Origin of the sequence: Fictibacillus sp. B-59209, from assembly GCF_036216745.1 — a bacterium.
In the GTDB taxonomy this organism is placed as follows: domain Bacteria; phylum Bacillota; class Bacilli; order Bacillales; family Fictibacillaceae; genus Fictibacillus_C; species Fictibacillus_C marinisediminis.
This window is the reverse complement of the sequence record NZ_JARMMC010000018.1, coordinates 139,731-152,648: the sequence shown is the minus strand read 5'-3', so window position 1 is coordinate 152,648 and position 12,918 is coordinate 139,731. Positions and strand designations below refer to the sequence as shown.

Sequence of the window (12,918 nt, the reverse complement as noted above, 5' to 3'; positions counted from 1 at the left end):
TTAAAAACGTACAATACGGGGGAATACGCAAATGAATGCAGAAATCATTGCCGTTGGAAGCGAGCTCTTGTTGGGACAGATTGCAAACACAAATGCTAAATTTATCTCTGCTGAATTGGCAGACTTAGGGATCAATGTTTTCTATCATTCCGTCGTGGGCGATAATCCGAAACGGCTGGAATCTGTCATAAAAACAGCACAGAGCCGTTCAAATCTTCTCATCTTTACCGGAGGTCTCGGACCGACGAAAGATGATCTCACTAAAGAAACCATCGCCACTGTTCTGGTAAAGAACCTGGTCTATGACCAAGAAGCGATGGATCATATTGAAATGTACTACAAAAGAACAGGCAGAGTCATGTCTGAGAACAATAGAAAGCAGGCACTTGTTCTTGAAGGTTCTGAGATTTTGCCGAACAAACACGGCATGGCTCCGGGAATGGCGCTGCATGAAGACGGACTGTCCTATATTCTTCTCCCGGGTCCTCCCAAAGAAATGCAGCCGATGTTCAGAAGCTTTGCGGTTCCTTATCTTTCAAGAAGACTGCCTGGAAAAGAGCCGATCGTCTCACGGGTTCTTCGTTTCTTCGGGATTGGAGAATCACTGCTTGAAGCGACACTTCAGGACATTATCGATCAGCAGAGTAATCCGACTGTGGCGCCTCTCGCTGGAAACCATGAAGTTACCCTTAGGCTCTCGGCAAAATTTCTGGACAACAAGATTGCCCAAGAGCAGCTGGACGTGCTGGAAGGAAAAATCCGTGAGCGGGTAGGAGAGTTCCTATACGGATACGGAGATGATTCCTTGCAAAAAGCAGCAGCAGAACAGCTGAAAGATAAAAAGCTGACCGTTTCTTCTGCCGAGAGTCTGACAGGCGGATGGTTTGGAAAGCAGATAACCGACATGCCGGGCAGTTCGGAAATATTCAAAGGCTCAGTTGTTTGTTATACGAATGAGATAAAAGAGCAGCTGCTCGGTGTTTCTCATGAGCTGCTTGTGTCCGAGGGAGCGGTCAGCGAGAACTGCGCGAAACAGATGGCGGAAAAGGTAAGAAACCTGACCGGCTCGGATATCGGCATCAGTTTTACCGGGGTTGCAGGACCGGGACCAAGTGAAAACAAAGAAGCCGGCACGGTCTTTATCGGACTGGCGGATGAAACAGGCACCGAGGTGTACCCGCTGGCATTATCCGGTTCGAGGACCGCTGTCAGAGAGAGGTCTGTGATGTACGGATTGTTTTACTTATTAACAAAGGTCAAAAAAGGACAATAAAAAAATCGAATAAATGTTCGCAAAAAGATTGGCAAACGGTGAAAAAAGAAGTAAAATAAAGCTATAGGAAATGACATCACAATGTACTTACATGTGCAATGATATAAATTTGAGGAGTGATTACATGAGCGACCGCAAAGCGGCATTGGAAATGGCCTTGCGCCAGATTGAAAAACAATTCGGAAAAGGATCCATCATGAAACTTGGCGAGCAGGCTGAACAGAGAGTTTCCACCATCTCCAGCGGATCTCTTGCGCTTGATATCGCACTTGGCGTAGGCGGATATCCAAGAGGGCGGATCATCGAAGTATACGGACCTGAATCATCCGGTAAGACAACAGTTGCTCTGCATGCGATTGCAGAAGTGCAGAGAAACGGCGGACAAGCTGCGTTCATTGATGCAGAACATGCGCTTGATCCTGTCTATGCCCAAAAGCTCGGCGTAAACATTGATGAGCTTCTTTTATCTCAGCCGGATACTGGCGAACAGGCTCTTGAGATCGCGGAAGCCCTTGTCCGAAGCGGAGCAGTGGATATTCTGATCATTGACTCGGTTGCGGCTTTGGTTCCTAAAGCAGAGATCGAAGGAGAAATGGGAGATTCCCACGTAGGTCTTCAGGCAAGACTGATGTCTCAGGCATTAAGAAAACTTTCCGGAGCGATCAGCAAATCAAAAACCATCGCGGTATTCATTAACCAGATCCGTGAAAAAGTCGGCGTGATGTTCGGGAACCCGGAAACTACACCTGGGGGCCGTGCATTAAAGTTCTATTCTTCCGTCCGTTTGGAAGTACGCCGTGCTGAAACATTGAAACAGGGCACGGATATGGTAGGGAACAAAACAAGAATTAAAGTGGTTAAGAATAAAGTGGCTCCTCCATTCAAGACGGCGGAAGTAGACATCATGTACGGTGAAGGGATTTCAAGAGAAGGTGAAATCCTTGATATCGGTTCCGATATTGACGTCGTTCAAAAAAGCGGTGCCTGGTATTCCTTTGAAGGAGACCGCCTTGGCCAGGGAAGAGAGAATTCCAAACAATTCCTGAAAGAGAACAAGGAAGTAGCAGAAGAGATCATTACACAGATCAGAAGCTACTATCGCCTCGGTGAAGAAGCCAACACTCCAGAACCTGCAACAAAGGAAGAAACAGAGGAGTTTGAATTATCCGAATAACATTTTAGACCGTACATACCTGCTATGTACGGTTTTTTTAGAAGGATAGGAAAGTATTAGTTTTAAAGGGATTTGTGGGATAAATAGATTGCGTAATATCTGCAAAAAAGCTGCGGTTCACGCTTGGCGGCCGCGGCCGGACAGGGGCACTGCCCTGTCTGCTCATGGTCCGATAATTTCCTTTGATTGGATATAAATAAAACTTGCCAATTTTGAAAGGAAGATTTATCATAGATAATTTGACATCTCTTGACATAACGTGCTGTCCTTTATAAAATGGAGATATACTTTGATTTCATTTGAAATTAAAAGATATAACCTGAAATGAGAATGGCATGACTTGTGCACAACACTTTGTTACACGAATGATGCTTATGACCCAGTAAAAAAAGTAGATAGCAAGAGGAGGTGGAAACATGGAAAACATTATTGTCTTCATCTCCAGTTTGCTTGTCTCAGCAGGTGTCGGTGCAGTTGTCGGATATCTTGTTAGGAAAAAAATTGCCGAAGCAAAAATTTCAAGCGCGGAAAATGCTGCTGCTCAGATCGTTGAAGAAGCAAAGCGAGATGGGGAAGCGAGCAAGAAGGAAGCCCTGCTTGAAGCAAAGGATGAAATCCATAAGCTAAGAACAGAAGCAGAGCGCGACATTCGTGAACGCAGAAATGAGCTTCAGAGACAAGAACAACGATTGGTACAAAAAGAAGAGATTCTTGACCGGAAAAGTGAGACTCTTGATAAAAAAGAGGAATCATTGGAGAAACGTGAGGAGTCTCTCACCAAAAAACAACGACAAATTGAAGAGATTGAAAGCAAAGTGGAGGAGCTGCTCAGAGAGCAGCAAAGAGAACTGGAACGTATATCCGGCTTTACGCGTGAAGAAGCCAAGCTGATCATCATGGGCGAGGTAGAAAACGAAGTTTCTCATGAAATGGCTATGATGGTGAAGGATATGGAAAATCGCGCTAAAGAAGAAGCGGATAAAAAAGCAAAAGAGATTCTTTCTCTTGCTATCCAGCGATGCGCGGCTGACCACGTTGCTGAAACGACAGTTTCTGTCGTGAACTTGCCAAATGATGAGATGAAGGGCCGAATTATCGGGCGTGAAGGACGAAATATCCGTACGCTGGAAACGCTAACAGGCATTGATTTGATTATTGATGATACGCCTGAAGCCGTCATTCTTTCTGGTTTTGACCCAATCCGCAGGGAGATTGCCCGTATGGCGCTTGACAAGCTCGTTCAAGATGGCAGAATTCATCCTGCCAGAATCGAAGAGATGGTTGAAAAATCTCGCCGTGAAGTGGATGAGTATATCAGAGAAGTAGGTGAGCAGACTACTTTTGAAGTAGGAGTTCATGGACTTCATCCTGATTTGATTAAGATCTTAGGGCGTTTGAAGTACCGTACAAGCTACGGCCAAAATGTATTGAAACATTCAATGGAAGTAGCGTACCTCGCCGGTTTGATGGCAGCAGAAATTGGAGAAGATGTTCATTTGGCCCGCCGTGCTGGTTTGCTTCATGACATTGGGAAAGCGATTGATCATGAAGTAGAAGGCAGCCATGTCGATATCGGTGTGGAATTGGCAACCAAGTATAAGGAACATCCAGTAGTTATCAATTCAATTGCTTCCCATCACGGAGATACTGAACCTACTTCAATTATCGCTACTCTTGTTGCCGCCGCTGATGCATTGTCAGCAGCAAGACCTGGAGCTAGACGTGAAACGTTGGAAACCTATATCAGACGTCTGGAAAAACTCGAAGAGATTTCCGAGTCGTTTGACGGCGTGGAAAAATCATTTGCGATCCAGGCCGGAAGAGAAATCAGAATCATGGTTAAACCAGATTTAGTCGATGATTTGGCTTCTTACCGTTTAGCACGGGATATTACGAAAAAAATTGAAAATGAACTGGATTATCCAGGACATATTAAAGTAACAGTCATTCGGGAAACAAGAGCTGTTGAGTACGCAAAATAAAGTGGTGTATACCACTTTATTTTGTTTTTATACAGAATGCAGTAAAAGGAGTTCTTCATGAAGATTTTATTTGTAGGGGACGTTGTTGGATCTCCAGGCAGAAAGATGATCGACACGTATTTGCCTAAATTAAAACGAAAATATCAGCCGCTTATTACGATTGTGAACGGAGAAAACGCTGCCCATGGCAGGGGGATTACCGGAAAGATCGTAAAGGGGATTTTTGAAGCGGGGGCACAGGCCATCACGCTCGGAAATCACGCGTGGGACAATAGAGAGATTTTTGAGATCATCGACACTACTCCCCAATTGGTTAGGCCAGCCAATTTTCCTGTTGGGACACCAGGCAACGGATCAGCTCTCATAAAGATGAACCAGCTTGAAATCGGCATCATTAATTTACAAGGACGGACATTTCTCCCTCCTCTCGACTGCCCTTTTGAAAAGGCTGAACAACTGGTTGAAGAGTTGCGGAAGCGGACGCCGATTATCTTTGTCGATTTTCATGCAGAAGCAACAAGTGAAAAGCAAGCGATGGGCTGGTTCCTCGACGGCAAAGTAACAGCGGTCGTTGGCACGCATACCCATGTCCAGACTGCGGATCAGCGAATTCTTCCACAAGGAACCGCTTACTTGACAGATGTAGGGATGACCGGCCCGTATGACGGGATATTAGGGATGGATCGGGAAGCTGTTTTGAAAAAGTTTCTTACCAGTTTACCGGTAAGGTTTGAAGTTTCTTCCGGAAGGGAACAGTTAAGTGGCGTTTTAATAGAGTGTGATCCTGCAACTGGAAAAGCGAAAACGATCAAGACCATTTTGATTAACGACGACCACCCGTTTTTTGAATAAGAGTACTTTTGGTATAACAATTTACGCTTGCCAGCATATTGTTGTAAACTTTTCCATACTGCAGGAATACGGGCTCTTACCAATGAATATAGTAGAATTGGTATCATATCTCTAAGGAGGTACAAATTAATGGAAATATTAAAAGTTTCAGCAAAATCCAACCCTAATTCTGTAGCTGGTGCACTCGCCGGAGTTCTTCGTGAAAGAGGAGGAGCTGAAATTCAAGCAATTGGGGCCGGTGCATTAAACCAAGCCGTTAAGGCAGTAGCAATCGCACGAGGATTTGTAGCGCCTAGCGGAGTTGACCTCATTTGTATTCCTGCGTTTACCGATATTTTGATTGATGGAGAAGAAAGAACTGGGATTAAGCTGATTGTCGAGCCACGTTAACTAAAAACAGTAAGCTGCCTGTTTGCCTTTTTGCGCAAACAGGTTTTTTTTGAGTGCATAAATGTGGGTGAGAGCATACTAAAATTCACTGACGCCACCTATTAATTTTTTCAATGAATACTTGCTTTTTTGTGAAGTTAGGTCTAGAATTGTAAACGTTTAGTACATATTTTTTAACAACCATCTTTATACCCATCTTAGTGATCAGCGCGCTTATTTTCTTTCGGAAAATAGCGTATTTTTATACATGGAGACTTATGTTTTCTCCAGAAAACGCAATTGGTGAGTATATAGAATGATAAGTATAGAAGGGGTGGAGTTCATGATTGATCAACTTTCCTGGAAAGTTGGCGGACAGCAAGGGGAAGGGATAGACAGTACCGGAGAAATTTTTGCAATGGCCTTAAATCGTCTTGGATACTATCTCTACAGTTATCGGCACTTTTCTTCACGTATTAAAGGCGGACATACGAACAACAAGATTCGTGTCAGCACGAAACAAACAAGGTCGATCTCGGATGATCTTGATATTTTAATCGCGTTTGACCAGGAAACCATTGATGTAAATATTCATGAGATGCGGGACGGAGGAGTCGTCATCGGCGACGCGAAGTTTAATCCAGTTGTTCCGGAAGGCTCAAAAGTAAGGCTCTTTTCAGTCCCGTTCACGGAAATAGCGAATGAGCTTGGCACTTCCTTGATGAAGAATATGGTGGCCATCGGCGCTACGAGTGCAGTGCTCGATCTGCCGGCTGAATCGTACATAGATGTGGTTGAGGAAATCTTTTCAAGAAAAGGCGCTAAAGTCGTAGAAAAGAATATGGATGCAATCCGCAAAGGCGCTGAGTTCTTTAATGAAGCAGCAGGCGGTCCGCTCGAGGGGTTCCAGCTGAATAAAGCTGACGGAAAAAAACGTATGTTTATGATCGGCAATGATGCCATCGCTCTTGGATTTGTAGCTGGCGGTGTCCGCTTCATGGCGGCTTATCCGATCACTCCGGCCTCTGAGATTATGGAATACCTCATTAAAAAACTTCCTCAGTTTGGCGGAACCGTTATCCAGACTGAAGATGAGATCGCAGCTTGTACAATGGCCATCGGCGCTAACTATGCTGGTGTACGTACTGTGACTTCTTCTGCGGGTCCTGGTTTATCCCTCATGATGGAATCCATCGGCCTTGCAGGAATGACAGAAACACCGCTCGTCGTCGTTGATACACAGCGCGGCGGTCCAAGTACAGGGCTTCCGACCAAACAGGAACAGTCGGATTTAATGGCGATGATCTACGGTACACATGGTGAGATTCCAAAGGTCGTCATGGCGCCAAGCACAGCTGAAGAAGCTTTCTATGATGCTGTAGAAGCATTGAATATTGCAGAAGAGTACCAATGCCCGGTTATTTTACTGACTGATCTTCAGCTTTCTCTAGGCAAGCAATCCGTAGAACCGCTTGATTTCAGCAAAGTTGAAATCCGCCGCGGCACCCTGGATTTGAATGCAGAGCTTCCTGAAGAAGAAGGCGGCTACTATAAACGCTATGAACTGACGGATTCCGGAGTATCTCCTCGTGTCATCCCGGGCATGAAAAACGGCATTCATCACGTGACAGGCGTCGAGCACGACGAAACGGGCAAGCCGTCAGAAGTTGCTGCAAACCGCTTGAAGCAGATGGATAAGCGTCTCCGAAAACTGAAGAACCTGAAATTCAACACGCCGGTCGTAAAATATACCCCGAATGAAGAGGCTGATCTTCTGCTTGTCGGGTTCAACTCCACAAGAGGCGTGATTGAGGAGGTTATTCCTCGTCTGGAAGCGGAAGGAATCAAAGTAAACCATGCACATCTACGTTTGATTCATCCATTCCCGGTTGAAGAGATGAAGACTTTAATTGATTCAGCGAAAAAGGTAGCGGTCATTGAGAATAATGCTACTGGACAGCTGGCCAATATCCTGAAAATGAACCTGGGTTCTCATCACAAGATTGAGAGCATCTTAAAATATGACGGTAATCCATTTCTTCCTTCTGAAATTTTCAATAAATGCAAGGAGCTGGTTTAAATGGCGACGTTTAAAGACTTCAGAAATTCAGTAAAACCGAACTGGTGCCCTGGCTGCGGCGACTTTTCCGTGCAGGCATCCATACAGCGGGCGGCAGCAAACGTCGGGCTTGAACCGAACGACCTAGCAGTGATCTCGGGGATCGGCTGTTCCGGGCGTATCTCCGGTTATATTAAATCCTATGGCTTCCATGGCATTCACGGCCGTGTTCTTCCAATCGCCCAAGGCGTGAAAATGGCCAACCGTGATCTGACAGTTATTGCCTCTGGAGGAGACGGTGATGGATTCGCTATCGGAATGGGCCATACCGTTCATGCGATCCGAAGAAATATTGACGTAACCTATATTGTAATGGACAACCAAATCTACGGATTAACGAAGGGGCAGACTTCTCCCCGCTCTGCTGAAGGGTTTAAAACGAAAAGTACGCCGGAAGGTTCTGTAGAGTCCGCTATCGGAGTGATGGAACTTGCTCTTACAGCAGGTGCAACGTTCGTTGCGCAAAGCTTTTCAAGCGACCTGAAAGAACTGACTGCGATCATACAAAAAGGGATTGAACATAAAGGCTTCTCATTGATCAATGTGTTCTCTCCCTGTGTAACCTATAATAAGGTAAACACATATGACTGGTTCAAAGAACACCTAACAAGCCTTGATACGATCGAAGGCTATGATCCTTCCAATCGGATGATGGCGATGCAGACTCTGATGGAAAACGACGGACTCGTCAAAGGCATCATCTATCAGAATACAGTAAAACCTTCCTATCAGGACCTTGCCCACGGATACAGCAAGGATGCATTATCCAAAGCGGACCTGAAGATGGATGAAGAGAAATTTAACGGCTTACTTGCCGAATTTATGTAATAAATAAAAAAGGCATCCTGAACATTCATGTTCAGGATGCCTTTTTATGATTGCGCAGCGCAAGTTCAAGTTTTTTGTTTCTGACAATGGAGACCATATTGATGAGCAGGAAAATCATCGTGATATAAAAGATATCTTTAATGTTATAGGCCGCAGCTACAAAGGTTCCCAGCAATGGGCCGAACAGGTTCCCGAGAAAACGGGCAGAAGAGCTAATTCCAAAAGCGGTAGCCTGCAGGTTTGGAGGTGCCAGTTTTTTTACGAGAACATTCAGTGAAGGTATCATTCCTCCGATAAATAGGCCTAATAAAAATCTGCCTGCTAACAGGACCTTGACATCGGTAGCCAGAACTTGAGGCAGAAAAGCAAATGCAGCCATGATCAAAGAGAAGATGAGAACTTTCCGCTGTCCATAGCGGTCGCCGATTCTTCCAAGGATCGGTGACCCGATCAGGTTAGCAATACCCGTTACGGCACTGATCAGCCCTACGACTAAAGTCAAATGGCTGCCATGGTAAATGGTCCTGGTGTAAAGGGTGATGATCGGCTGGATACTCATCATTGCCAGCTGGGTGATGGCAGCCGCGATAAATACAGGAAACAGGGGTTTAAGTGATCCCCATTCGTTTTTCTTTTTGATGCTTCTTTCCTTATTAACAGCTACATCTTCTTTAATAAAGAACATGACGACCATCCCTGCGATCAAAATAAGTCCTCCTGTGACAAAAAAGACACCTTCAAACCCAAAGATCTCAGACAGGAAGCCTCCGATTAGAGGACCGATCAGTGTGCCGACAATCTGGCCGGTCTGCAGTGTGCCGAGGGACCTTCCTGCATCTTTGTCTGGTGTGACGGAAGCCTGGAGGGAGATGGACATGGAGATAAAACCGGAGAACAGACCATTGATCAGACGCAATACGAGAAGCTGTTCCGGCTCTGTCACAAGCCCCATTAACGCTGTGACAGTTCCCATCCCTATAGCAGAACGGATGAGCATGACCTTTCGTCCATATCGGTCAGCAAGTGAGCCCCATAGCGGCTGAAATAAAAAAGAAGTGATAAACTGAGCAGAAAAAATCCAACCTGTCCAATGTTCAACACTTTGAATATTTGAAACTCCAAGTTTTTCAATATATAGTGGCAAAAAGGGGATGATCAAGCTCATTCCTGCGGCGATCAGAAAATTCGCCGGCCAAAGAATCCAAAGTGATCGTTTCCAATACATTGCAGCATCATCTCTTTCATATACGGTTTCTGCCTTTTATTTTACTCCTATCATTTAATAAAGTGAAATTTAAGTATTCTTAATTATTAAGTATTATTGATATTTTGAAGGGACACCAATCATTCCTTTTACAATCGAAGTCTGTTATAATATTGAAGTTATCAGAGAAAAACACCTCTAGAGTTTCGCTGTTTGCAAGGGAGGAAATTGCAATGAACCAACAGGGATCGAATCCTGTGAAAGATAAAAATAAAACCTCTAAGGATTACGCCAGCTATTTTCAAACTACGTACCAGCCGCCTTCCTTAAAGGACGCTAAAAAACGCGGAAAAGAAGAAATTAAGATTGTAAAAGATTTTGTAATTGATGAGGATTTACGAAGAATTGGAAATGGCAAGAAATTTTATATCAGGACCTATGGCTGCCAGATGAATGAGCATGATACGGAAATCATGGCCGGAATTCTCGGAGACATGGGCTATGAAGCTACGACAGAAGTGATGGATGCCGATCTAATCCTGCTTAATACATGTGCCATCCGAGAGAACGCCGAGAATAAGGTTTTCGGTGAACTGGGACATCTCAAGCCGCTGAAAGTGGACAAACCTGATCTATTGATCGGGGTCTGCGGCTGCATGTCTCAAGAAGAATCTGTTGTCAATAAATTGTTGAAAACCTATAATCAGGTGGATATGATATTCGGTACCCATAACATCCACAGACTTCCGCAGATCGTGAAAGAAGCTTATCTTTCAAAAGAACGAGTCGTTGAAGTATGGTCCAAAGAGGGAGATATCGTTGAGAATCTTCCGCGTGTGCGAAAAGGCAACATTCAGGGATGGGTCAACATCATGTACGGCTGCGACAAGTTCTGTACGTACTGTATCGTTCCTTATACGCGAGGGAAGGAAAGAAGCCGCCGTCCGGAAGATATCATTGAAGAAGTAAGGCACCTTGCCCGCAACGGCTATCAGGAAGTAACTCTCTTGGGGCAAAACGTGAACGCTTACGGAAAAGACTTTGAAGATATTAAATTCGGTCTCGGTGACCTGATGGATGAGATCCGTAAGATTGACATTCCGAGGATCCGCTTTACGACAAGTCATCCGCGGGATTTTGATGATCATCTGATTGAAGTACTCGCGAAGGGCGGAAACTTGGTCGAACATATCCACCTTCCTGTCCAGCACGGCAACAGTGACATTTTAAAGCTTATGGCGAGAAAGTATACGCGTGATCACTATCTTGAGCTCGTTGGAAAAATTAAGAAGGCCATTCCAAATGCCGCTTTGACGACAGATATCATCGTTGGTTTCCCGAACGAGACAGAAGAGCAGTTTGAGGAAACGCTGTCTCTCGTAAAAGAAGTCGAGTACGATGCTGCCTATACCTTTATTTATTCACCGCGGGAAGGAACACCAGCCGCCAAGATGGCTGATAATGTGCCTTTAGAAACGAAAAAAGAAAGACTGCAGCGTTTGAATTCAATCTTAAACGATATTTCGCTGAGCAAGAACCAAGCTTACCTCGACACGGTCGTTGACGTGCTCGTTGAAGGGGAAAGCAAGAAGAATCCAGATGTATTATCAGGGCATACCACAACGAATAAAGTGGTGAACTTTAAAGGGCCGAAACATCTCATCGGAAAGATTGTAAAGGTTCATATTAAAGATGCGAAAACGTGGACGTTAAGCGGGGATCTACTAGAAGAAAAGGCGGGAGTGTTAGAGGGATGACTTATACAAAAAGTGATATTTTAGACAAAGCAAAAGAGCTGGCAGAAATGATTGCACAAACAGAGGAAGTTGATTTTTTCAAAAAGGCGGAGCAGCAGATCAACGAAAACGGCACCGTTTCCTTCTTGATCGCACAGATTAAAAAGCTGCAGAAAGAAGCGGTCAACCTTCAGCATTACGGCAAGCAGGAAGCCCACAAAGAAGTTGAAGAAACGATCGATAACCTGATGAAGGAAATGGACAGTATTCCGGTAGTCCTGGAGTTCAAACAATCTCAGGCTGATGTAAACGATATTTTGCAGATGGTTTCCCATACGATTTCTAATACAGTCACCGATGAGATCATCGAGTCTACAGGCGGAGACCTATTAAAAGGAACAACAGGCTCTGCGGACGGATGTTCAACCGGAAGTTGCGGCTGTCATTAATAGGAAAGATCAGGAGAATCTAACATTCTTCTGATCTTTTTTTGTTTGAAAACCAACAGTATAAAAGAAAGTAATACAGTTAACCGTCTTTGTAATTTCACGTACCGTATTTTATTAATAAAAATTTTTAAAAATAGGTCACCATCTGGGCATCTTACATAAACTGTATTAACGGAATCATAAAAAGTTTTTTAGCACACTAGTCATTTGCCCTGCATAGGATGAAATGAAGATTGGAAGAGGAGGGATTAAGTCTATGTCAAACATAGATCAAGATCTGAATTACAGAGAGATAATTTGCAAAGCAGTATGCGGCAAGGGGCGGAAATTCTCTCAGTCAACACATACGATCACTCCAAGCCATAGACCTACGAGTATCCTTGGAAGCTGGATCATCAATCATTCATATAAAGCTTCCAGACAAAGTGATGACACGGTTGAAGTGGAAGGCCATTATGATATTAACGTCTGGTATTCATACAACAATAACACAAAGACCGAAGTTGTTACGGAAACAGTAGGGTATAAGGATTCGATCGTACTTAGTACAAGAGATGAGCATGCGACAGGAAAAGATCTTGAAATATCTGCCAGATGCATTCAGGCTCCAAACACTTTAGAAGCAACGATCTCTCCAAATGGCAGCCGCATGGTCATTCAATGTGAACGTGAATTCACCTGTGACGTAATCGGGGAGACCAAAGTATGTGTATATGTGAACCCTGACGGTGCGCTTGATGATTGGGAACAAAAAGACTGGGACTACGGACTGGATGATCAAGATGTTGAAGATATTGACCAATTCTTCATGGGTGAACTGGATGAATAACGAAACAAGGAAGAAGATATCTTCTTCCTTGCTTTTTTATGTTGAGGGGTTTTGTTTTCTTGAATCCAAATCTGCATCCTATGCTATAATGAACTATTGAAAA

Annotated in this window: 11 protein-coding genes; 10 read left to right on the top strand and 1 reads right to left on the bottom strand. The window is 44.3% G+C overall.

Annotated elements, in window-relative coordinates; genetic code table 11:
- Positions 1-31 precede the first annotated feature (31 nt).
- The 7 genes from P4361_RS13585 to P4361_RS13555 all read left to right on the top strand — a co-directional run bounded on the left by P4361_RS13585 (position 32) and on the right by P4361_RS13555 (position 8,597).
- Entirely contained in the window at positions 32-1,273 is a 1,242-nt protein-coding gene (locus P4361_RS13585) for a competence/damage-inducible protein A (protein ID WP_328089752.1), read from the top strand.
- Positions 1,274-1,397: 124 nt separating this feature from the next.
- Positions 1,398-2,447 carry a recombinase RecA gene (gene recA, locus P4361_RS13580; RefSeq protein WP_062231842.1) on the top strand — a complete coding sequence of 350 codons (1,050 nt, stop codon included), beginning with the start codon at positions 1,398-1,400 and terminating at the stop codon, positions 2,445-2,447.
- A 416-nt stretch (positions 2,448-2,863) separates the two neighbouring features.
- The gene (gene rny, locus P4361_RS13575; RefSeq protein WP_053354426.1) at positions 2,864-4,429 is read left to right on the top strand and encodes a ribonuclease Y; all 1,566 of its coding nucleotides are present in this window, start codon (positions 2,864-2,866) and stop codon (positions 4,427-4,429) included.
- Between the two features lie 57 nt (positions 4,430-4,486).
- Positions 4,487-5,281, top strand: coding sequence for a TIGR00282 family metallophosphoesterase (locus P4361_RS13570; protein WP_053354425.1), 795 nt, complete (start codon positions 4,487-4,489; stop codon positions 5,279-5,281).
- 129 nt (positions 5,282-5,410) lie between these two features.
- Positions 5,411-5,671 carry a stage V sporulation protein SpoVS gene (spoVS, locus tag P4361_RS13565; RefSeq protein WP_053354424.1) on the top strand — a complete coding sequence of 87 codons (261 nt, stop codon included), beginning with the start codon at positions 5,411-5,413 and terminating at the stop codon, positions 5,669-5,671.
- Between the two features lie 322 nt (positions 5,672-5,993).
- Entirely contained in the window at positions 5,994-7,730 is a 1,737-nt protein-coding gene (locus tag P4361_RS13560; protein WP_053354423.1) for a 2-oxoacid:acceptor oxidoreductase subunit alpha, read from the top strand.
- Positions 7,731-8,597 (top strand): 2-oxoacid:ferredoxin oxidoreductase subunit beta, encoded by an 867-nt coding sequence (locus P4361_RS13555; RefSeq protein WP_053354422.1) that lies wholly within the window; start codon positions 7,731-7,733, stop codon positions 8,595-8,597.
- A gap of 31 nt (positions 8,598-8,628) precedes the next feature.
- Here P4361_RS13555 and P4361_RS13550 read toward each other — a convergent pair whose 3' ends face one another.
- Positions 8,629-9,822 carry an MFS transporter gene (locus tag P4361_RS13550; RefSeq protein WP_328089750.1) on the bottom strand — a complete coding sequence of 398 codons (1,194 nt, stop codon included), beginning with the start codon at positions 9,820-9,822 and terminating at the stop codon, positions 8,629-8,631.
- A 212-nt stretch (positions 9,823-10,034) separates the two neighbouring features.
- Here P4361_RS13550 and miaB point away from each other — a divergent pair, with 212 nt between their 5' ends.
- From miaB to cotE, 3 genes are all read left to right on the top strand, one after another.
- Positions 10,035-11,558: a tRNA (N6-isopentenyl adenosine(37)-C2)-methylthiotransferase MiaB gene (miaB, locus tag P4361_RS13545; protein WP_053354420.1), complete on the top strand. Its 1,524-nt coding sequence runs from the start codon at positions 10,035-10,037 to the stop codon at positions 11,556-11,558.
- Positions 11,555-11,986, top strand: a complete 432-nt coding sequence (locus tag P4361_RS13540) for a RicAFT regulatory complex protein RicA family protein (RefSeq protein ID WP_053354419.1) — start codon at positions 11,555-11,557, stop codon at positions 11,984-11,986. Before miaB ends, P4361_RS13540 begins: the two co-directional genes overlap by 4 nt.
- 256 nt (positions 11,987-12,242) lie before the next feature.
- Entirely contained in the window at positions 12,243-12,815 is a 573-nt protein-coding gene (cotE, locus tag P4361_RS13535; RefSeq protein WP_091005522.1) for an outer spore coat protein CotE, read from the top strand.
- Positions 12,816-12,918: the final 103 nt, after the last annotated feature.

Bases quoted from the DNA above. Each gene is read 5' to 3' on its own strand.
- P4361_RS13585 (WP_328089752.1), top strand. From the start codon at position 32: ATGAATGCAGAAATCATTGCCGTTGGAAGCGAGCTCTTGTTGGGACAG.
- recA (WP_062231842.1), top strand. From the start codon at position 1,398: ATGAGCGACCGCAAAGCGGCATTGGAAATGGCCTTGCGCCAGATTGAA.
- rny (WP_053354426.1), top strand. From the start codon at position 2,864: ATGGAAAACATTATTGTCTTCATCTCCAGTTTGCTTGTCTCAGCAGGT.
- P4361_RS13570 (WP_053354425.1), top strand. From the start codon at position 4,487: ATGAAGATTTTATTTGTAGGGGACGTTGTTGGATCTCCAGGCAGAAAG.
- spoVS (WP_053354424.1), top strand. From the start codon at position 5,411: ATGGAAATATTAAAAGTTTCAGCAAAATCCAACCCTAATTCTGTAGCT.
- P4361_RS13560 (WP_053354423.1), top strand. From the start codon at position 5,994: ATGATTGATCAACTTTCCTGGAAAGTTGGCGGACAGCAAGGGGAAGGG.
- P4361_RS13555 (WP_053354422.1), top strand. From the start codon at position 7,731: ATGGCGACGTTTAAAGACTTCAGAAATTCAGTAAAACCGAACTGGTGC.
- P4361_RS13550 (WP_328089750.1), bottom strand. From the start codon at position 9,822: ATGTATTGGAAACGATCACTTTGGATTCTTTGGCCGGCGAATTTTCTG.
- miaB (WP_053354420.1), top strand. From the start codon at position 10,035: ATGAACCAACAGGGATCGAATCCTGTGAAAGATAAAAATAAAACCTCT.
- P4361_RS13540 (WP_053354419.1), top strand. From the start codon at position 11,555: ATGACTTATACAAAAAGTGATATTTTAGACAAAGCAAAAGAGCTGGCA.
- cotE (WP_091005522.1), top strand. From the start codon at position 12,243: ATGTCAAACATAGATCAAGATCTGAATTACAGAGAGATAATTTGCAAA.